The 17,817-nt window shown below is 72.2% G+C and carries 16 protein-coding genes and 1 tRNA gene; 9 read left to right on the forward strand and 8 right to left on the reverse strand.

Annotation, left to right across the window (positions count from 1 at the left end; translation table 11 throughout):
- Positions 1-129 precede the first annotated feature (129 nt).
- Positions 130-927, forward strand: a complete 798-nt coding sequence (locus OL358_RS00950; protein ID WP_264708061.1) for a ZIP family metal transporter — start codon at positions 130-132, stop codon at positions 925-927.
- Positions 928-931: 4 nt separating this feature from the next.
- On the opposite strand, the gene OL358_RS00955 is transcribed toward OL358_RS00950, so the two are convergent.
- From OL358_RS00955 to OL358_RS00970, 4 genes are all read right to left on the reverse strand, one after another.
- Entirely contained in the window at positions 932-2,248 is a 1,317-nt protein-coding gene (locus OL358_RS00955; protein ID WP_264708062.1) for an HNH endonuclease signature motif containing protein, read from the reverse strand.
- Positions 2,249-2,367: 119 nt separating this feature from the next.
- On the reverse strand, positions 2,368-4,398 hold the full coding sequence (locus tag OL358_RS00960; protein WP_264708063.1) for a glycosyl hydrolase family 28-related protein: 2,031 nt from the start codon (positions 4,396-4,398) through the stop codon (positions 2,368-2,370).
- A gap of 155 nt (positions 4,399-4,553) precedes the next feature.
- Positions 4,554-5,387, reverse strand: a complete 834-nt coding sequence (locus tag OL358_RS00965) for a MerR family transcriptional regulator (protein ID WP_264708064.1) — start codon at positions 5,385-5,387, stop codon at positions 4,554-4,556.
- 70 nt (positions 5,388-5,457) lie between these two features.
- A complete protein-coding gene (locus OL358_RS00970) occupies positions 5,458-6,705 on the reverse strand; it encodes a glutamyl-tRNA reductase (RefSeq protein WP_264708065.1) in 1,248 nt (415 codons plus the stop codon).
- 59 nt (positions 6,706-6,764) lie between these two features.
- On the opposite strand from OL358_RS00970, the gene hemE reads away from it, so the two are divergent.
- From hemE to hemL, 6 genes are read left to right on the forward strand one after another with little or no spacing between them, the layout of a single operon-like run.
- A complete protein-coding gene (gene hemE / locus OL358_RS00975) occupies positions 6,765-7,823 on the forward strand; it encodes a uroporphyrinogen decarboxylase (RefSeq protein WP_264708066.1) in 1,059 nt (352 codons plus the stop codon).
- On the forward strand, positions 7,816-9,030 hold the full coding sequence (locus tag OL358_RS00980) for a protoporphyrinogen/coproporphyrinogen oxidase (protein WP_264708067.1): 1,215 nt from the start codon (positions 7,816-7,818) through the stop codon (positions 9,028-9,030). The genes hemE and OL358_RS00980 overlap by 8 nt, the downstream gene beginning before the upstream one ends.
- Positions 9,031-9,087: 57 nt before the next feature.
- Positions 9,088-9,777, forward strand: coding sequence for a hydrogen peroxide-dependent heme synthase (gene hemQ, locus OL358_RS00985; protein WP_264708068.1), 690 nt, complete (start codon positions 9,088-9,090; stop codon positions 9,775-9,777).
- Complete coding sequence (hemC, locus tag OL358_RS00990) at positions 9,774-10,688, forward strand: hydroxymethylbilane synthase (protein ID WP_264708069.1); 915 nt, start codon at positions 9,774-9,776, stop codon at positions 10,686-10,688. The genes hemQ and hemC overlap by 4 nt, the downstream gene beginning before the upstream one ends.
- Positions 10,685-11,689, forward strand: a complete 1,005-nt coding sequence (hemB, locus tag OL358_RS00995) for a porphobilinogen synthase (RefSeq protein WP_413631326.1) — start codon at positions 10,685-10,687, stop codon at positions 11,687-11,689. Before hemC ends, hemB begins: the two co-directional genes overlap by 4 nt.
- A complete protein-coding gene (gene hemL / locus OL358_RS01000) occupies positions 11,677-13,008 on the forward strand; it encodes a glutamate-1-semialdehyde 2,1-aminomutase (RefSeq protein WP_264708070.1) in 1,332 nt (443 codons plus the stop codon). The genes hemB and hemL overlap by 13 nt, the downstream gene beginning before the upstream one ends.
- A gap of 90 nt (positions 13,009-13,098) precedes the next feature.
- Here hemL and OL358_RS01005 read toward each other — a convergent pair.
- A tRNA-Ala gene (locus tag OL358_RS01005) sits at positions 13,099-13,171 on the reverse strand.
- Positions 13,172-13,260: 89 nt separating this feature from the next.
- Here OL358_RS01005 and OL358_RS01010 point away from each other — a divergent pair.
- Positions 13,261-14,463 (forward strand): amidohydrolase family protein, encoded by a 1,203-nt coding sequence (locus tag OL358_RS01010; protein ID WP_264708071.1) that lies wholly within the window; start codon positions 13,261-13,263, stop codon positions 14,461-14,463.
- A gap of 35 nt (positions 14,464-14,498) precedes the next feature.
- Here OL358_RS01010 and OL358_RS01015 read toward each other — a convergent pair whose 3' ends face one another.
- From OL358_RS01015 to galU, 3 genes are read right to left on the reverse strand one after another with little or no spacing between them, the layout of a single operon-like run.
- Positions 14,499-15,503, reverse strand: a complete 1,005-nt coding sequence (locus tag OL358_RS01015) for a large exoprotein (RefSeq protein WP_264708072.1) — start codon at positions 15,501-15,503, stop codon at positions 14,499-14,501.
- 56 nt (positions 15,504-15,559) lie between these two features.
- Complete coding sequence (locus tag OL358_RS01020; RefSeq protein WP_264708073.1) at positions 15,560-16,189, reverse strand: GNAT family N-acetyltransferase; 630 nt, start codon at positions 16,187-16,189, stop codon at positions 15,560-15,562.
- Positions 16,190-16,212: 23 nt separating this feature from the next.
- Entirely contained in the window at positions 16,213-17,100 is an 888-nt protein-coding gene (gene galU / locus OL358_RS01025; protein WP_264708074.1) for a UTP--glucose-1-phosphate uridylyltransferase GalU, read from the reverse strand.
- Between the two features lie 115 nt (positions 17,101-17,215).
- On the opposite strand from galU, the gene OL358_RS01030 reads away from it, so the two are divergent.
- Positions 17,216-17,812: a 5-formyltetrahydrofolate cyclo-ligase gene (locus OL358_RS01030; protein ID WP_264708075.1), complete on the forward strand. Its 597-nt coding sequence runs from the start codon at positions 17,216-17,218 to the stop codon at positions 17,810-17,812.
- Positions 17,813-17,817 lie beyond the last annotated feature (5 nt).

The following is a 17,817-nucleotide window of genomic DNA, read 5'->3' on the forward strand; positions in this document are numbered from 1 at the left end:
CGGACGTCGGATCCGGACGTACGGGCTTCGGGATCCGCTGACCTGACGCCTGATCTGACGTGTCGACCACGGATGCCCCGGCCCGCGTGGCCGGGGCATCCGTCGTTCGTTCCGGGTTAGGTTGACGCCATGGCGAATGTGTGGCTCGCCGCGCTGAGCGGGCTGATCGGCGGCGGCGCGCTCCTGCTCGGAGCGGTCGTGGCATGGTTCATCGACATCCCGCAGCGCGTCGTGGCGGGAATCATGGCGCTCGGTTCGGGCGTGCTCATCTCGACGCTGGCCTTCGAGCTCGTCGAGGAGGCGGCGGACGTCGGCGGTCTCGTCCCGACGGCGGTCGGGTTCCTGGCGGGCGCGATCATCTACATCGTCGCGGACTGGCTGGTGTCGCGCCCGAAGCCGCCGACGGGGACCTCGGGCTCGGCGTCGGCGTCAGCGGGCCCGGCGGTCGAGTCCTCCGCGAACATCGTCGCCAGGAGGTCGGGCGCGAAGCTCGCCGGCGGCACCGGCGCGGCGATCGCGATCGGCGCCCTCATCGACGGCATCCCCGAATCCATCGTGATGGGGCTGTCGGTGCTGCAGGGCGGCATCAGCATCCCGATCGTCGCGGCCATCGCGATCAGCAACATCCCCGAAGGACTCGGCTCCACCGCGGCCCTCAAGCGCAGCGGATCGAGCGGTCGCTCGATCGCCCTCCTGTGGTCGGGCATCGCCCTCGTCACCGTCATCGCGGCCGTGCTCGGCTTCGTCGCGTTCCAGTCCGCGCCACCGCAGCTCATCGCCCTCATCACGACGATCGCCGCCGGCGGCCTGCTCGCGATGGTGTGCAACACGATGATCCCCGAAGCGTTCGAGGAGCAGCGCGCTCTCACCGGCCTCTACGCGACCATCGGATTCCTCGCGGCCTTCCTGCTGCACGAGCTCGCCTGAAGGTTCAGACCGGCGGCGCAGCCCCGGCAGTCGCGTCGGCCACCTCGCTCGCCCGAAAGACCGGCACCCGCCGCTCCGGCTCCACCACGTATCTTCGTCCGGTGGGTGAGATCCACTCCAACGATCCACCGCTCCCGTCGAGCTGGCGCACGATCCACCGGCCGTGATGCTTCACGCGGTGATGCCCCTTGCACAGCGGACACAGGTTCCACAGGGCGGTCGCACCGCCATGCTCCCACGCGACCGAATGGTCGATCTCGCAGCGGGACGCCGGCACCCCGCACCCCGGCGCCATGCAGCGATCCGCGCGCCATCGGACGAGTTTCCGCAGCTCCGGCGGCGGGCGGTACCTGTCGCGGCCGACGGAGAGCACCACGCCCGTCTCGGGATGGGTGAGAACCCTCATCCATCCCTCCGACCGGCCGCACAACTCCCGTGCACGCGCGTGCGGGATCGGCCCGACGCCCTCGACACTCGCGGGCTCGGAGCCCGGCACGAAGCCCTCCCCGAGCAGCGCGAGCGCCGGAACGGTCACGACGACCGATGCCCGCACTCCTCGCGCCGCCTCGGGCAGGGCTGTCGTGTCGCCTTCGATGAGCAGATCGCCGAGAACGTCGGCGCGAACCTGGTCGAGCGTGCGGCGCTCCCCGTCGGCCGCCGTGATCGCCTTTGCCATCGCCGTCACGCGCGAGTGGATCGCGTGCGCCTCGACCGCCGGGAGGTAGGCCATCAACCACGCCATGCCGTCGTCGCCGCGCTCGACGTGGACACGCCGACGAGACAGCGCCGCGTCATGTCGCTCGGCGAGCGTCTGAGCCCGCACGGTCTCGATCAGCCGGGCCAGCGAGCGACGGAACGTACCGGAAGCCTCGACCTCGGCCAGGGCCACCGCCCGCGGCACCACCGCGTCGTGGAACTCCGCCTCGACGCCGACCATCGCGTCGGCGAAGATCTCGGCGTGGCGCTCGGTCGTGCGCGCTCGGCTCAGCGAGTCGAGCATGCGCGGAAATCGTCGCACCAGGGCCTCAGCGCGTTCGATCAGGGCACCCGCCGCGTGCTCCGTCATCTGCAGCGCCGCCGCGAGCTCGAGCCGGATGCCGCGCTCGACGACGTCAGTCAGTGCGACGCCACCACGCGCCGCGTCGTCGAGTGCCTCGCGATGCATCGCATGCACGCGCTCGAATCGCTCGGCCGCGAAGACCGCCATCATCGTGGCCGCTTCGAGCACGAGATCGACCGCGTCGGGCACCGGCGGCAGGAACTCGTCGCCCCAGGCCTCGACGACGTCTTCGTCGTCGCCGTATCTCGGATCGAATGCCATACCCAGACTCTAGAACATATGTACGATACTCGGATCGAGTTATCCACAGTCCCCGCGGGCCGGAGCGGATGCCGCGCCCCGGCCGGGCGCGGCATCCGCTCCTCGCTTCTCCTGCGACGTCAGGGCTGCACCCACGGCGAGGGCGCCGGAGGGACCACGACCGGCGGCCGGTCGTCGCAGGTGATCGTGTTCGGCAGCTCCCACGCGGCCATCCAGGGTCCGGTGGTGCCGCCGCCGTCGTTGCCTCCCAGGTCGGCGACGGAGAACTCCGAGCCCGACGGGGTGAACCCGAACGAGCCGCAGTTGTTGATGCCCACGGCTCCCACGTTGCGCGCGTCGACGTTCTGGAATGAGGCGCCGCCCTTCACCCGCGCACTGAGCACCGACGTGCCGGTGCCGTCGATGCGGACGTCCTGGAACGCGATGTCGGTCATCGAGTACAGGTCCTTCACCCCCCACTCCGACACGAGCAGGATCGCGTTGTACGTGCTGTCGAGGTAGTGGTCGCCGCTCACCCGCACGCCCGCGATCGATCCTTCGAGGGCATAGATCCAGAGCGAACCCAGGCCGATGTTCCAGTTGAGCTCACGCGTGCCCGCGCGAGCGGTCGTGTTGTCGCGGAAGGTCAACGTGCCCGCGAACGGGTGCGCTCCGAACCGCGACCCGGCGTGGAGTGCGCTGCCCTCGCGGATGGTGTCGGCGACGAGATTGCCCGACACCGTGATGTCGGCGCCGCCGTAGATGGCGATGCCGTTGGCGAGTGTCGGCGTCTGCACGGTGTTGCGGTCGAACACGTTCCGCGCGTTCGTCGGGGTCGTGCCGTTCTTGGCCTCGGCCCACATCGCCAGCCCGTCGTCGCCGGTGTTCCGCACGAAATTGTGCCGCGCGACCGAGTCCGTCACGCCCAGGTGGAAGTTCAGGGCGTCGGCGATCTGGTCGACGATGATGTTGCGCTCGACCACCACGTTCGACATCGGGCCGTCGAACCACATGCCGACCTTGGTGTGCTGGATGTGCAGGTCGGAGAACGACGAGTCGTGGAATGCGCCGCCGATCGCGTTGACCTGGTCGGTGTCGATGCGTTCGCGCACGTCGCCCTCGATCGCGAAACCCGAGAGGTGCACGTCGCGGCTTCCGCCGTCTGCGGCATCCTTCCCGTAGAACCCGACGCCGGTGTGGGTCGAGCCGTCGAGCGCCGGCTCGGCCAGCGCGACCGACGAGCCCTTGAGCGTGGTGTACCAGTGCCCGGCGCCGCGGATCGTGACGTCGTCGACGATGATGTGCCGGTCGATGCGGAATGTGCCCGGCGGCACGTAGACCTCGAGCCCCTTCTTCTGCGCGAAGGCGATCGCCTTGTCGAACGCCTTCGCCGAGTCGCGGCGGCCGGTCGGGTCGGCCCCGAAGACGAGCACGTTCGCCGCGATGATCTTCACGTACGGCTTGCCCACGAGCTCGCTGTCGAGGAGGTCGATGACGGTCCACGGAACGGATGCCGGCGCCGTGAGGCGGATCCGCTCCCCCGCCTTGTACGTCTTGCCCAGCAGCAGGCGCTCCTCGTCGTAGAACTTCATCGGACGGAACGGCGTCGCCGGCTCGAACGCCGGCGATGTCGCCGCGGGCACGCAGGCGCACTCGGTCACCCACCAGTCCGGATGCAGCAGCCCGGCGCCGGGGTCGTTCGAGAACGGGTACTGGTTGTAGAGGTACGCGTACTGCGAGGTGAGCGACAGCTGCTTCTTCTGCGTGCCGGCCGTGACGCCGAGCTTCGCCGTGAGCCCGCCGCCCTTCGCGGCATCCGGGATGCTGTACCGCACGGTGATCGCGTTCGCCGCCGCGGGGAGCGTGAACTCGACGTACTGACCGGGCAGCAGCTTCACCGCCTTGCGGCCCGACGCCTCCGCCTCGATCGTGTAGGCCTCCCTGCCGGCGCCGATGACCGTGCCGTCGGTGACGGCGTTCTCGGCCTCCTGCTCGAGGAATGCGACGTCGGCGCCGCGGCCCGCCGTCAGCTCGGGGGCCAGGGCGGCTCGCGTCACGACAGGCGCGGGAGCGGGGCGAGGCGGGGCGGCCGCCGCGGGCGGCGCCACGGCGGCGCAGAGGGCGAGGGATGCCGCGGCCACCGCCGCGACGAGAGTGCTGGATCGTGTCATCGTCGACTCGCTTCATCCGGGGGGCACGGGCGTCCTCGCCCGCTCGGCGCCAATCTAGAGCCGCGCATCTCCGCAAATCAAGATTTCTCGGCAGATTGTCGCGTTCTTGCGCAAACTCGTCATTATCGCGCAAGACTTACGCTCCCCCTGCGGCCTCAGCCCTTCTCGACGGGCGCGATCAGCTCGGTCACCCACTCGGACTGCGGCCGGTCGTCCGGAGCGTGGACGTAGACCTCGCGCGTCGGGCCGACGATGCGGTACCCGTCCTCGGCGATCTGCTCCATGAGCGCCATCCACGACACGCCGATGCTCGGCATGTCGCCGCGATGCTCGAGCACGGCGACCGTCGCGACAGCGGGGAGCGACACGACGTCGTATCCGTCGGCCGCCAGCGCCGGCGTGTCGGCGGTGAACGACACGTGCACGGCCAGCTCCTCCGAGTCGGGCACGGCCTCGTACCAGAACACCCCGGGCTCCAGCGGGGTGCGGCCGGCGCCTTCGATGGCGCCGATCAGCTTCCCCAGCAACGGGTCGATCATCGGCCCGACGTTCTCGGGACCCATTCCCGGCGCCCTCCCCTCCACGGCGTAGACCGTCACGGCCTCCAGCGACCGGTATTCGACATCCGACATCGTTCCTTCTCCTTCCAGACGACGAAGACGCTCGGCGATCCGCTCGATGCGGCCGCGGTCTGCCTCGATCGAGGCTTCGAGCTGCGTGCGGCGGCGCACGAGCACGTCGCGCAGCGCCGCAGGCTCGTCCTCCGCCGAGATCACGGTTCCGATCTCATCCAGCCCGCAGCCGATCTCACGCAGCTCGACGATCCGGACGAGCGTTCCGAGCTGAGCGGGCGAATAGTGCCGGTAGCCGGTGCGATCGTCGACGCGCGCCGGCTCCAGAAGCCCGATCGCGTCGTAGTGGCGCAGCATCCGCACGCTCACGCGCCCGAGGGCCGCGAACTCTCCGATGGTGTACATGGTGGAGACCACGATCGACCCTCACACAGGGAGAGGGTCAAGCGGAAGCCCGGACGACACTCCGGACGCCGTCAGCCCAGCCTCAGGCCGAGGCGGACCAGGGATCGGCGAGCGCGTCGCCGTCGTCGTCGACCGTGAGCCCGTGCAGCGTCTCGAGCGCGGCGTGCACGTCGTCGAGGCGCCCTTCGACGGCGAGTTCGCGGATGCGCACGGACGGACGGTGCAGCAGCACGCCCGCGAGGTGGCGCAGCGCCGCTTCGGTCTCGTCCCCGGCGCCGCGCGCCCGCGCGCGGGCGATCTCGGCCTCGACGATCTCGAGCACATCGCTGCGAAGCGCCGTGATGGCGGGGCCGGCGACACGGTCGGCCGCGAACTCGGTCGCCGCGTCGCCGACGATCGCGCGGGCGTCGGAGTGCGCGCTGAACTCCTCGAGCGGGGCGTGCAGGCGGATGGTCTCGAGGTCGAGCAGCTCGACGGCGTCGACGCGTCCGACCTCGGGATCGACGTTGCGCGGCAGGCCGAGATCGATCACCAGCACGCGATGACCCGGCGTGAACGCGTCGGCGTGGACGACCGCGTCGGCGGTGCAGGTGATCACGACGTCGGCCTCGGCGGCCGCCGCGGCGAAGTCCTCGACGGGAACGAGCCCGTGCTGGGCGGCGAAGGCGCTCGCGCGGCCGGACGGCGAGAACACGCGGAGGTCGCGCGCTCCGCGGGCGCGCACGGCTTCGACGGTGCGGGCGGCGTAGCGCCCGGTGCCGACGACGACCACGCGGGCAGCCGCCCAGTCCGCGACGCGCGAGGAGGCGAGTTCGAGCGCGAAGCGCACGAGCGAGCGGTGGGTCCCGCGCAGTCCGGTGCGGTTCCGGATGCCTCGGCTGGTGTGGGTCGCCTTCTGGAAGAGCCGTTCGAGCTCGCCGCTCGTCATGCCGTCGGCGCGCGCGGCGTCGAGCGCGCGGCGCACCTGGCCGGAGATCTCGTCCTCGCCGACGACCACCGACTCGAGTCCGCTGGTCACTGCGAAGAGGTGGGCGGCGGCATCCGCTCCCTGATGCACCGCGACCGACGAGCGCAGCAGGTCGACGGGCACATCGGACGCCTCGGCCATCGCCTCGACGACGGACTCGACGGCGACCGCCTCACCGCCGGTGAGCGGCTCGTCGATGTCGAGATAGGCCTCGAAGCGGTTGCAGGTCGCGAGCACGACGGCCCCGGCGACGAACAGCTCGTCGTCGACGAGCGCGCGCGTGGCGGCCGGTGCCCCCTGGGAGAGTCGCTCCAAGACGTCGAGACTCGCGTTCCGATGGTTCGCGGTGAGACAGAGGAGCACCCCTCCATGTTAAGGCACCCCCGGAGAACCCGTCGAAACGGGCGCATAGGCTGTAACGCGTGCCGCTGGATGCCTCTCACCCGACCCTCGCCGACGGCTACGTCGCGCCGCCGCTCATCCGCGCCTACCGCGGCGAGCGCCCCGAGACGACGCCGGTGTGGTTCATGCGCCAGGCGGGCCGGTCCCTCCCGGAGTACCGCGAGCTGCGCGTCGGCACCGACATGCTCGACGCCTGCCTGACCCCCGAGCTGGCGAGCGAGATCACGCTGCAGCCGGTGCGGCGCCACGGCGTGGATGCAGGCATCTTCTTCAGCGACATCGTGATCCCGGTGAAGCTCGCCGGGGTCGACGTGCGCATCGTCGCGGGCCGCGGGCCTGTGCTCGCGGAGCCGGTGAGAACGCCGGCGGATGTCGCGGCCCTCCCCGCTCTCGACCCGACGGCGCTCGACCCCGTGCGCGAAGCGGTGCGGCTCACGGTCGCCCAGCTCGGCGCGACGCCCCTCATCGGTTTCGCGGGCGCGCCGTACACGCTCGCGTCCTACCTGGTCGAGGGCGGTCCGTCGAAGGAGCAGCTGAAGACCCGCGCGCTCATGCACTCCGATCCCGGCACGTGGTCGGCGCTGCTCACGTGGTGCGCCGACATCACCGGTGTGTTCCTCGAGGCGCAGCTCGAGGCCGGCGCGTCGGCCGGGCAGCTGTTCGACTCGTGGGCAGGCTCGCTGAGCCTCGCCGACTACACCGCTCACGTCGCGCCGCACTCCTCGCGTGCTCTCGAGCCCGCACGGGCGCTCGGCGTGCCGCTCGTGCACTTCGGCGTCGGCACCGGCGAGCTCCTCGCCGCGATGCACGGCGTCGGCGTCGACGTCATGGGCGTCGACTGGCGCCTGCCGCTCGACGAGGCCTCGCGCCGCCTGGGCGGGACCGTGCCGCTGCAGGGGAACATCGATCCCGCCCTGCTCGCTGCGCCGTGGCCGGTGCTCGAAGCCCACGTGCGCGGCGTGCTCGACCGCGGCCGGGCTGCACCCGCGCACGTCGTGAACCTGGGTCACGGGGTTCCGCCCGACGCGGACCCGACCGTGCTCACGCGGATCGTGGAGTTCGTCCACGCACATGGCTGACGTCACCGTCGTCGGCGGCGGCGTCGCGGGGCTCGTCGTCGCCCGGCGGCTGGCGCGCGCGGGGACCGACGTCGAGGTCGTGGAGGCATCCGACCGCCTCGGCGGACCGGTCGCCCGGCACGTGGTCGCAGGCATCGCGCTGGATGCCGGAGCCGAAAGCTTCGCTGTGCGCGGCGGCACGGTCGCAGCCCTGCTGGAGGAGCTCGGCCTCGGACCCGACATCGTCGAGCCGCGGCCGGGCCCCGCATGGCTGCAGCCCGCGCGCGGACTCGCGGTGCCGCTCCCCGTGACGGCGCTGCTCGGCATCCCGGCCGATCCAGTCGCGGACGACGTCGTGCGCGTCATCGGACGCTCCGCCGCGGCCGAGGCCGTGCGGCTCGACGCGCTGCCCCTCGCGCCCGGATCGGACGCGCTGTCGCTCGGCGCGCTCGTGCGCGCGCGGCTCGGCGATGCGGTGCTGGAACGGCTCGTCGCCCCCGTCGTGCACGGGGTGCACTCGCAGCATCCGGACGAACTCCCCCTCTCGCGCGCGCATCCTGCCCTGCCCGCGGAGCTCGTGGCTGCCGGATCGCTGACGGGCGCGGTGTCGCGGCTGCGGGCGGCTGCTCCCCCGGGATCGGCGGTCGCCGGCATCCGCGGCGGCATGAACCGGCTGATCCCCGCGCTGGCCGCCGACCTCGAGGCGCACGGCGGCACCGTCCGCCTCGGCACGCGCATCGTCGACGTCGGAGCCCTGCCGGGGCGCGTGGTCGTGGCGGCGCCCGGGGTGGCATCCGCTCCCGCGCCGGGCAGGCGGATCGACCTCGTCACGCTGGTCGTCGAACAGGACGAGCTGGATGCCGCGCCCCGCGGCAGCGGCCTGCTCGTCGCCGCCGGAACCCCCGTCGCCGCGCGCGCCCTCACCCACGCCACGGCGAAGTGGGAGTGGCTGCGAGCGGCGGCCGCCGGACGCCACGTCGTGCGCCTGTCGTACGACACCCCACCCGCCGACCCCGTCGGCACGGCACGCGCCGACGCCGAGGCGCTGCTGGGAGTGCCTCTGCCGGTCGTGGTCGCCGCCGCGCACGTCGTCTGGACCCGCCCCGCCGCGGTGCCCGCCGGGCCGCCATCGAACGCACTCGTCGTCGGCGAGACGGTCGCCGGCTCGGGCCTGGCCGGCATCATCGCCCACGCCGAGCGCACGGCCGCCGCCCTCCTCGCCCGCTGACCCGCCCCCGACGGTCGCGCGGCCACCCGCCCCGGGAGAGGGTGGAACAATGGAGGCATGAGCGAAACCTCGGCTGTTCCCCCGTCCGAGAACGAGGCGCTCGGCTACACGTTGTGGGCCGTCTTCCGGCGCGGAGGTGCGAGCCCCGCTCCCGCGGGCGATCTGGAGGGCGCGGTCGCCGAGGTCGAGGCGTCCGGTGTCACGGTCCGCGGCTGGTACGACGTGTCGGGCCTGCGCGCCGACGCCGACCTCATGGTGTGGCTGCACGGCACGGACGTGGCTCCCGAGAGGCTGCAGGCTGCGCTGCGCGCGCTCCGCCGCGCCGAGCCGCTCGCCTCGCTCGTGCCGGTGTGGAACGCGATGGGCGTGCACCGCGACGCCGAGTTCACGGCCAACCACCTGCCGGCCTTCATGCGGGGCAAGGACCCCGAGGCATGGCTCACGGTCTACCCGTTCGTGCGGTCGTACGAGTGGTACATCCTCCCCGACGACGAGCGCCGTCAGATGCTCGCCGACCACGGCCGCAAGGGCGCCGAGTACCGCCAGGTGCTCGCCAACACGGTCGCTTCGTTCGCGCTCGGCGACTACGAATGGATCCTCGCGCTCGAGGCTCCCGAGCTGGTCGACCTCGTCGACCTCATGCGTCACCTGCGCCAGACCGAGGCGCGACGCCACGTCCGCGAGGAGGTCCCGTTCTACACGGGCCGCCGCATCGGCCTCGACGAGATCGCGGAGGTGCTGTCGTGACGGCGCTGCGGATCGGCACCAGGGGCAGCGCCCTCGCGCTGACGCAGACCGGGATGGTCGCGAGCGACCTGTCCGACGCGACCGGGGTCAAGACCGAGCTGGTCACCATCACGACCGACGGCGACCGCACGAACGAGCCGCTCTCGCGCGCGGGTGGCATGGGCCTGTTCACCGGCGCCCTGCGCGATGCGCTGCTCGAGGACCGCTGCGACCTCGTCGTGCACTCCCTCAAGGATCTGCCCACCGCGCCCCACGATCGCCTCGTCGTGGCGGCGATCCCGGTTCGCGAGGATCCGCGCGACGCCCTGTGCGCGCGCGACGGCTTGACGCTCGAGACCCTCCCCGAGGGCGCCCGCGTCGGCACGGGTTCACCGCGGCGCATGGCGCAGCTGCGGGCGAAGCGGCCGGATCTCGAGGTCGTCGACATCCGCGGCAACGTCGACACCCGGCTCGGGCGCGTCGCCCCCGGCGACCTCGACGCCGTCGTGCTCGCCGCGGCCGGCCTGCGCCGCCTCGGCCGCACCGACGTCATCACCGAGTACCTCGACGCCGACCGCTGGCCGACGGCTCCCGGTCAGGGCGCCCTCGCGATCGAGGTGCGCACCGGCGACGAGGACCTCGTGCGCGCACTCGACCACGCCGAGACCCGCGCCGCGGTGGAAGCCGAGCGGGGAGTGCTCGCCCGGCTCGAGGCCGGATGCTCCGCGCCGGTCGGCGCGCGTGCGGTCGTCGACGCGGGGCTCCTGTTCCTCTCGGCGAGCGTGTACAGCCTCGACGGCCAGACCGTCCTCACCGCGTCGCACGCCGCCGCGTGGCCCGACGACGGCGACCCGTCGCAGGACATCGCCGCGCGGGCGGCCCGTGAACTGCTCGACGCCGGAGCAGCCGACCTCACCGGAGCCCGCCCATGACCGCCCCCGGCGCTCGCGGCGCTCGCGACGCCGGCCCCGTCCTGCGCCCCCGCCGCCTGCGCGCCACGCCCGCGATGCGACGCCTCGTCGCCGAGACCCGCCAGCATGCGGCCGACCTCGTGCTGCCGATGTTCGTGCGCGAGGGCGCGAGCGAACCGGTGCCGATCTCGTCCATGCCCGGTGTGGTGCAGCACACCACCGAGAGCCTGAAGAAGGCGGTGGCGGATGCCGCGGCCGCCGGCATCGGCGGAATCATGCTCTTCGGCGTGCCCGAACACAAAGACGCGATCGGTTCCGGCGCGACCGATCCCGACGGCATCCTCAACGTCGCCACGCGCCTCGCCGTGGCCGAGGCGGGAGACGCGCTCGTCGTGCAGACCGACCTGTGCCTCGACGAGTTCACCGACCACGGCCACTGCGGGGTGCTCGACGCGAACGGCGGCGTCGACAACGACGCGTCCCTCGAGCGGTACCGCGAGATGGGTGTCGCGCAGGCCGAGGCCGGCTCGCAGCTCCTCGGCCTGAGCGGGATGATGGACGGCCAGGTCGCCGCCGTGCGCGACGCGCTCGACACCGCCGGACACGCGAACGTGCCGCTGCTCGGCTACGCCGCGAAGTACGCGTCGGCGTTCTACGGTCCGTTCCGGGAGGCCGTGCAGTCCTCGCTCGAGGGCGACCGTCGTTCGTACCAGCTCGACCCGGCGAATCGCCTGGAGGGGGCCCGCGAGATCGATCTCGACGTCGCCGAGGGCGCCGACATCGTCATGGTGAAACCGGCGATGAGCTATCTCGACGTGCTGGCGGATGCCGCGGCATCCAGCCCCGTTCCCGTCTGGGCGTATCAGGTCTCCGGCGAGTACGCGATGATCGAGGCCGCCGCCGCGAACGGCTGGATCGATCGCCGCCGAGCGATCGAGGAGTCGGTGCTCGGCATCCGTCGCGCCGGAGCCGATGCGGTGCTGACCTATTGGGCCGTGGAACTGGCGGGATGGATCAGGTGACCGGGGTGTCGACGAACGAGGTCGAATTCGAGCGCGCCCGCGGCGCGATGCCGGGCGGGGTGAACTCGCCCGTGCGCGCGTTCGGGTCGGTCGGGACCACACCGCGCTTCTTCGTGTCGGCTTCCGGGCCGCGAGTGACCGACGTCGAGGGGCGCGAGTACGTCGACCTCGTCGGCTCATGGGGTCCGGCGATCCTCGGGCACGCGCATCCGGCCGTCGTGAAGGCGGTGCAGGATGCCGCGTCCCACGGTCTCGGCTTCGGTGCGAGCACTCCGGGCGAGACAGAGCTCGCCGAGGTGATCGCGGCGCGCGTGACCTGTGACGGCGCGCGCCCCATCGAGCGGGTGCGCCTGGTGTCGACGGGCACCGAGGCGACCATGACGGCGATCCGCCTGGCCCGCGGCGCGACCGGACGCGACCTCATCGTGAAGTTCGCCGGTCACTACCACGGGCACTCGGACGGTCTCCTCGCCGAGGCGGGCTCCGGGGTCGCGACGCTCGCCATGCCTGGATCGGCCGGCGTCCCCGCTCCGATCGCGGCGCAGACGCTCGTCGTGCCCTACAACGACCTCGACGCGCTGCGCGAGGTGTTCGCCGCGCGCGGCGCCGACATCGCGGCGATCATCGTCGAGGCAGCACCCGCCAACATGGGCATCGTCCCGCCGGCGCACGGCTTCAACGCCGCGATCGCCGACCTCGCGCACGCGCACGGCGCGCTGCTGATCCTCGACGAGGTGCTCACGGGGTTCCGCGTCGGCCCGGCCGGGTGGTACGGGATCGACCCTGTGCCGTTCTCTCCCGACCTCATCACGTTCGGCAAGGTCGTCGGCGGCGGTCTGCCCCTCGCCGCGATCGGCGGACCGGCGGCGCTCATGGAACTCCTCGCCCCGCTCGGCCCCGTGTACCAGGCGGGCACGCTGAGCGGCAATCCGCTCGCCGTCGCCGCCGGCCGCGCCACCCTCGATCACCTCGATGCCGCCGCGTACGCCCGGATCGACGCCGCCGCTGCGCGGATCGCGGATGCCGCGGCATCCGCTCTCTCGGACGCCGGCGTCGCCCACGTCGTCCAGCGCTCCGGGAATCTCTTCTCGATCCAGTTCACCGCCGTCGCACCGACCGACTACGACACGGTGAAGGCGCAGGAGGCGTTCCGCTACCCGCCGTTCTTCCGGGCGATGCTCGATCAGGGCGTCTCGTTGCCGCCGTCCGTGTTCGAGGCGTGGTTCGTCTCGGCGGCGCACGACGACGCCGCCGTGGCACAGATCGTCGACGCGCTCCCCGCCGCCGCCCGCGCCGCCGCCGAGGCGACGCCCGGCTGACCTTCCCGGCTTCGTCTGTACGCGGGCCACGCGGGCGGCGACCCGGTACGTGAAAAGGGCCCACCCTGGCGGGTGAGCCCTTCACGTGTGTGGACCTGAGGGGAATCGAACCCCTGACCTCCTCGATGCGAACGAGGCGCGCTACCAACTGCGCTACAGGCCCGTGAACCTCCGTTAGATTAGCACGCTCGGACCGACCCCCCGCGCGGCCCCGCACTCCGAGGCGAGCGCCGTCCGGGAGAAGATGGAGGCATGCCTGCCGCCGCTCTCCCCCGCGTCTCCGCCGTCCGCCGCATCCGCCTCGGAACGGGCGACCCGGCGGAGCTGAGCGACATCCTCATCGACGGCGACGGAGCGATCACGGCCGTCGTCCCAGCCTCCGACGCCCCGATCGGGGCGGACGACGTCGACGGTCGCGGACTGCTCGCCCTCCCCGGTCTGGTGAACACGCACGCGCACGTCGACAAGTCGTGGATCGGGCACCCGTGGCAGTCGTACGGCGGCGACGGCGGCACCGACGGGCGCATCCGGCACGAGCGTGCGCGCCGCGACGAGCTCGGCATCCCGGGCCTCGACATCACGCGTCGCGTGCTCGCCGAGTTCGTGCGGTTCGGCACGACGGCGATCCGCACGCACGTCGACGTGGATCTCGGCATCGGGCTTCGCGGCATCGAGGTCGTGCGCGAAGCCGTCGCGGAGTACGACGGCGCGCTCACGGCCGAGATCGTCGCGTTCCCGCAGGACGGCGTGCTGCGTCGCCCCGGCGTGCTCGACCTGCTGCGGCAGGCCGCCGCGGCCGGCGCCGAGCACATCGGCGGTCTCGATCCCGCGAGCATCGACCGTGACCCCGTCGGACAGCTCGACGCGATCTTCGCCGTCGCCGACGAGACCCGCGCCGGCATCGACATCCACCTCCACGACCCGTCCGAGCTGGGCGTCTTCCAGTTCGACCTCATCCTCGACCGCACCGAGGCGCTCGGCCTCGCCGGACGCGTGAACATCGCCCATGGCTTCGCGCTCGCCCAGGTGGAGGCATCCCGTCGCCGCGACCTGCTTCAGCGGATGGCGACCCTCGATGTGACGATGACCACCGTCGCGCCGCTGCGCCTGCCGCAGCTGCCGCTGCACGAGCTCGACGCGGCCGGCGTGCGGTTCGGATTCGGCACGGACGGCATCCGCGACCTGTGGAGCCCCTACGGGACGGGCGACCTGCTCGGCATCGCGTGGCAGTACGCCCGTTCGTCCAGCCTCGTCCGCGACGAGGATCTGCGCCGCGTCGTCGAGCTCGCAACGACCGACGGCGGACCGTTCGCGGGGTCCGGCCGCGTGACGCTGACGCCGGGTGACCGCGCCGACCTCGTGCTGCTCGACGCCGAGAACCCGATGGACGCCCTCGTGCGCACGCCCCCGCGGGACCTCGTGCTCGGCGGCGGCCGCATCCTGCATCGCGGCTGAGCCGCGGCATCCGACCTCGGGGAGCGAGTCGGGAACTACTCGCCGACGGCGCGCCGGGCGAGCAGACCGCGGACGTGCGCCTCGATCTCGGCGTCGTCGACGTAACCCATGCGCGCGAAGTCGGCACCCGCACCACCGGCGCGGGCGACCCTCGCGGTGTCGATCGACGGCGGACGCTGCGCATCGGCGCGCTCCCGCATCGCCACCTCGACCGCGGCCTGTCGCAGCGATTCGCGCGCTGCCTCGGCCTCGAGCACCGCCGCGGCACGGGATCCGGCCGAAGCGGTGAGCGGACGCGGCAGCTCGCGCGGCGCCCATTCGCGCGACGCCTGCTCGAGCTCGACGTCCTGCACGCGAACGGCAGGGCGCGCAACGGGCTCGGCCACGAGGACGGCGGCGCGCGAAGCGACGCGAGACAGGCGGGAGAGGACGACAGCGGATGCCGCAGCCACGGCCACGCCCGTCCACAGCCACACCTGCGCACCGGTGGTCACGACGAGAACGGCGCCCCATCCGGCGAGCGCGAGCCCGGCGACGCCGACCAGCGTCGCGACGAGACGGAACCCGCGGCGCGCCCGTGCCCGCCGCGCGGACGGCAGCGAACGCGCCGCCGCGATCTCGGCTCGCGCCGCGGCCTGGGCCGCAGCGACCTCGGCCCGTGCGGAAGCCTCGGCGGCCGCCCGCTCGCCGCGCGCACGCTGGAGCTCCACCTTCGCCTGCGCCTCGCTCGTCACCCGATCGGTGCGGGCGCGCTCGAGATCGACCTTCGCGTGCTCGAGAGCGGCCGACTCGCGTTCGGCCAGTGCTTGGCGTGCGAGGCGCTGCTGCGCCATCGCGGTGCGGGCGTTGAGCTCGAGTCGCACCTCGTCGGGAGTCTCGCTCGTCTCGGCGAGAACGCGCAGGGCCTGATTCAGACGCACGGCGTTGCGCTCGGCCGCATCGTACTGACGCCGGCTGTACCAGGAGGGCAGCAGGTAGACCAGCCACAGGAGCACGGCGACGAGCATGATGACGCCCCCGCCCAGCACTTGCCCGTCCATGTCGACAAAGGTATGCGCAGCGGATGCCGATGACCGGCATCCGATCGCGTGTCGCTCTACGCGTGCAGGCGATCCGCGGGCGGAACAGTCGCGGCATCCTGCGGCGCGTGCCCGTCCACCCACCGGCGCAGCACGCCCTCGGGGACCTCTTCGCGCACCAGGGCGAAGGAATAGTGGTCGCGCCAATCGCCGTCGATGTGGATGTAGCGGCGGCGCAGGCCCTCGTAGCGGAAGCCGAGCTTCTCGACCACGCGGAGACTCGCGACGTTCTCGGGGCGGATGCAGATCTCCATCCGGTGCAGGCGCAGCTCGGTGAAGCACACGTCGGTCGCGAGGGCGACGGCTGCGGGAGTGATGCCGCGGCCGGCGAACCGCTTGCTCACCCAGTACCCGATGGTGGCCGATGCGAGCGAGCCGCGCGCGATGCCCCACACGTTGAGCTGGCCGGCGAGGTTGCCGTCATGCTCCATGACGAACGGCACGCCGGCGCCGTCACGGTACTGCTGGAGCAGGCGCCGCACGCCCAGGCGCATGTCGAACGACACCGGGCCGTCGGGGCTGGTGGCCTCCCACGGGCGCAGCCAGTCGCGGTTGGACATCAGCTCGTTCTGGAGCGCGCGCGCGTCGCGCTGGCGCACCAGGCGAATCGACACCGGTCCGTGCCGGCGGGGAGCCGTCAGATCCACAGTGATCCCTCGTACGGGCGGCGTCAGAGCTGAGCCGCGAACTCCTTCAACCAGGGCCGCAGTTCGGGACCGAGATCCTCGCGATCGGAGGCGAGCTGGACGATGGCCTTGATGTAGTCCACCCTATCGCCGGTGTCGTAGCGGCGACCGCCGAACACGACGCCGTACACGCCGGGACCCTCGGGGTCTGCGGCGAGCTCCTGCAGGGCGTCGGTGAGCTGGATCTCTCCGCCCTTGCCGGGCTGGGTGCGCTCGAGGATGTCGAAGACGCCCGGAGTCAGCACGTACCGCCCGATCACCGCGAGATTGGAAGGAGCGTCCTCCCGCTTCGGCTTCTCGACGAGGCCGGTGACGCGCACGATCCCGTCCACGTCGGTCTCCTGCACCGCGGCCGCGCCGTAGAGGTGGATGTGGTCGGGGTCGACCTCCATGAGGGCGATGACGGTCGCTCCGGTTCGCTCGTGCTCGGCGATCATGGTCGTCAGCAGCGGATCGCGCTCGTCGATGAGGTCGTCGCCGAGCAGGACGGCGAACGAGGCGTCGCCGACGTGGGCCTTCGCCCGCAGCACCGCGTGGCCGAGGCCCTTCGGCTCACCCTGGCGCACGAAGTGGATGTCGGCGAGATCGCTCGACGCCATCACCCGGCGCAGGCGGTCGTCGTCGCCCTTGTCCTTCAGCTTCTCCTCGAGCTCGGGCACCGAGTCGAAGTGGTTCGAGATCGCGTTCTTGTTGCGCCCGATGATGACGAGGATGTCGTCGATGCCGGCCTGCGCGGCCTCTTCCACGACGTACTGGATCGCCGGCTTGTCGACGACAGGCAGCATCTCCTTGGGCATCGCCTTGGTGGCCGGCAGGAATCGCGTGCCGAGTCCGGCGGCGGGGATGACGGCCTTCATGGGGGTATGGGGCATGCCTGGCATTCTAGGGTGCCGATCGCGCAGGACCGCGCGCGTTGACAGGCCGGTCCCCCGGCCGGTACCGCCCGCCGCGACGCTCATCGCGTTCGCGCCGCCTAGAATCGAGGACATGTCCGACGCGATCGCCGATGCGAAGCGCGCGCTGCGTGCCGAGCTCCGCGAGCGCCGGCAGCTGCTGACGCCGCACCAGCGCGAGCTGGCGGCCGGCGGCATCCGCTCCCAGCTCGATGCGCTCGTCGACCGCCTCGGCGTCACGTCGATGTCGTGCTTCCTGTCGACGACGACCGAGCCGGGCACACGCGAGTTCGTCGCGGCAGCGGTGGAGCGCGGCATCCGGGTCCTTCTTCCCGTCACGCGCGCGGACGGCCTCCTCGACTGGGCGGTCGCCACGCCCGACCTCGACATCGCCGAAGGCATGTTCGGACTCCCCGAGCCCGTCGCCGAGGTCATCGGCCCCATCGCCGTGAACGACGTCGACCTGCTCGTGATCCCCGCGGCCGCCGTCGATCGTCACGGCATGCGCCTCGGGTGGGGCCGCGGCTACTACGACAAGACGATCGGCTCGATGCACCGCTGCCCGCCCGTGTACGCCGTCGTGTTCGACTCCGAAGTCCTCGACGACGTGCCCAGCGACGTGCACGACCAGCCCGTCACCGGCATCGTCACCCCCACGCAGACCCTTGACCTCGCGCCGGTCCGGCGCTGACTCCC

It is taken from the genome of Microbacterium sp. SSM24, from assembly GCF_025989145.1.
GTDB lineage: Bacteria > Actinomycetota > Actinomycetes > Actinomycetales > Microbacteriaceae > Microbacterium.

What these genes read in the sequence shown, in the direction of transcription:
- OL358_RS00950 (WP_264708061.1), top strand. Translation starts at nt 130, where the DNA reads ATGGCGAATGTGTGGCTCGCCGCGCTGAGCGGGCTGATCGGCGGCGGC.
- OL358_RS00955 (WP_264708062.1), bottom strand. Translation starts at nt 2,248, where the DNA reads ATGGCATTCGATCCGAGATACGGCGACGACGAAGACGTCGTCGAGGCC.
- OL358_RS00960 (WP_264708063.1), bottom strand. Translation starts at nt 4,398, where the DNA reads ATGACACGATCCAGCACTCTCGTCGCGGCGGTGGCCGCGGCATCCCTC.
- OL358_RS00980 (WP_264708067.1), top strand. Translation starts at nt 7,816, where the DNA reads ATGGCTGACGTCACCGTCGTCGGCGGCGGCGTCGCGGGGCTCGTCGTC.
- hemQ (WP_264708068.1), top strand. Translation starts at nt 9,088, where the DNA reads ATGAGCGAAACCTCGGCTGTTCCCCCGTCCGAGAACGAGGCGCTCGGC.
- hemB (WP_413631326.1), top strand. Translation starts at nt 10,685, where the DNA reads ATGACCGCCCCCGGCGCTCGCGGCGCTCGCGACGCCGGCCCCGTCCTG.
- hemL (WP_264708070.1), top strand. Translation starts at nt 11,677, where the DNA reads ATGGATCAGGTGACCGGGGTGTCGACGAACGAGGTCGAATTCGAGCGC.
- OL358_RS01010 (WP_264708071.1), top strand. Translation starts at nt 13,261, where the DNA reads ATGCCTGCCGCCGCTCTCCCCCGCGTCTCCGCCGTCCGCCGCATCCGC.
- OL358_RS01015 (WP_264708072.1), bottom strand. Translation starts at nt 15,503, where the DNA reads ATGGACGGGCAAGTGCTGGGCGGGGGCGTCATCATGCTCGTCGCCGTG.
- galU (WP_264708074.1), bottom strand. Translation starts at nt 17,100, where the DNA reads ATGCCCCATACCCCCATGAAGGCCGTCATCCCCGCCGCCGGACTCGGC.
- OL358_RS01030 (WP_264708075.1), top strand. Translation starts at nt 17,216, where the DNA reads ATGTCCGACGCGATCGCCGATGCGAAGCGCGCGCTGCGTGCCGAGCTC.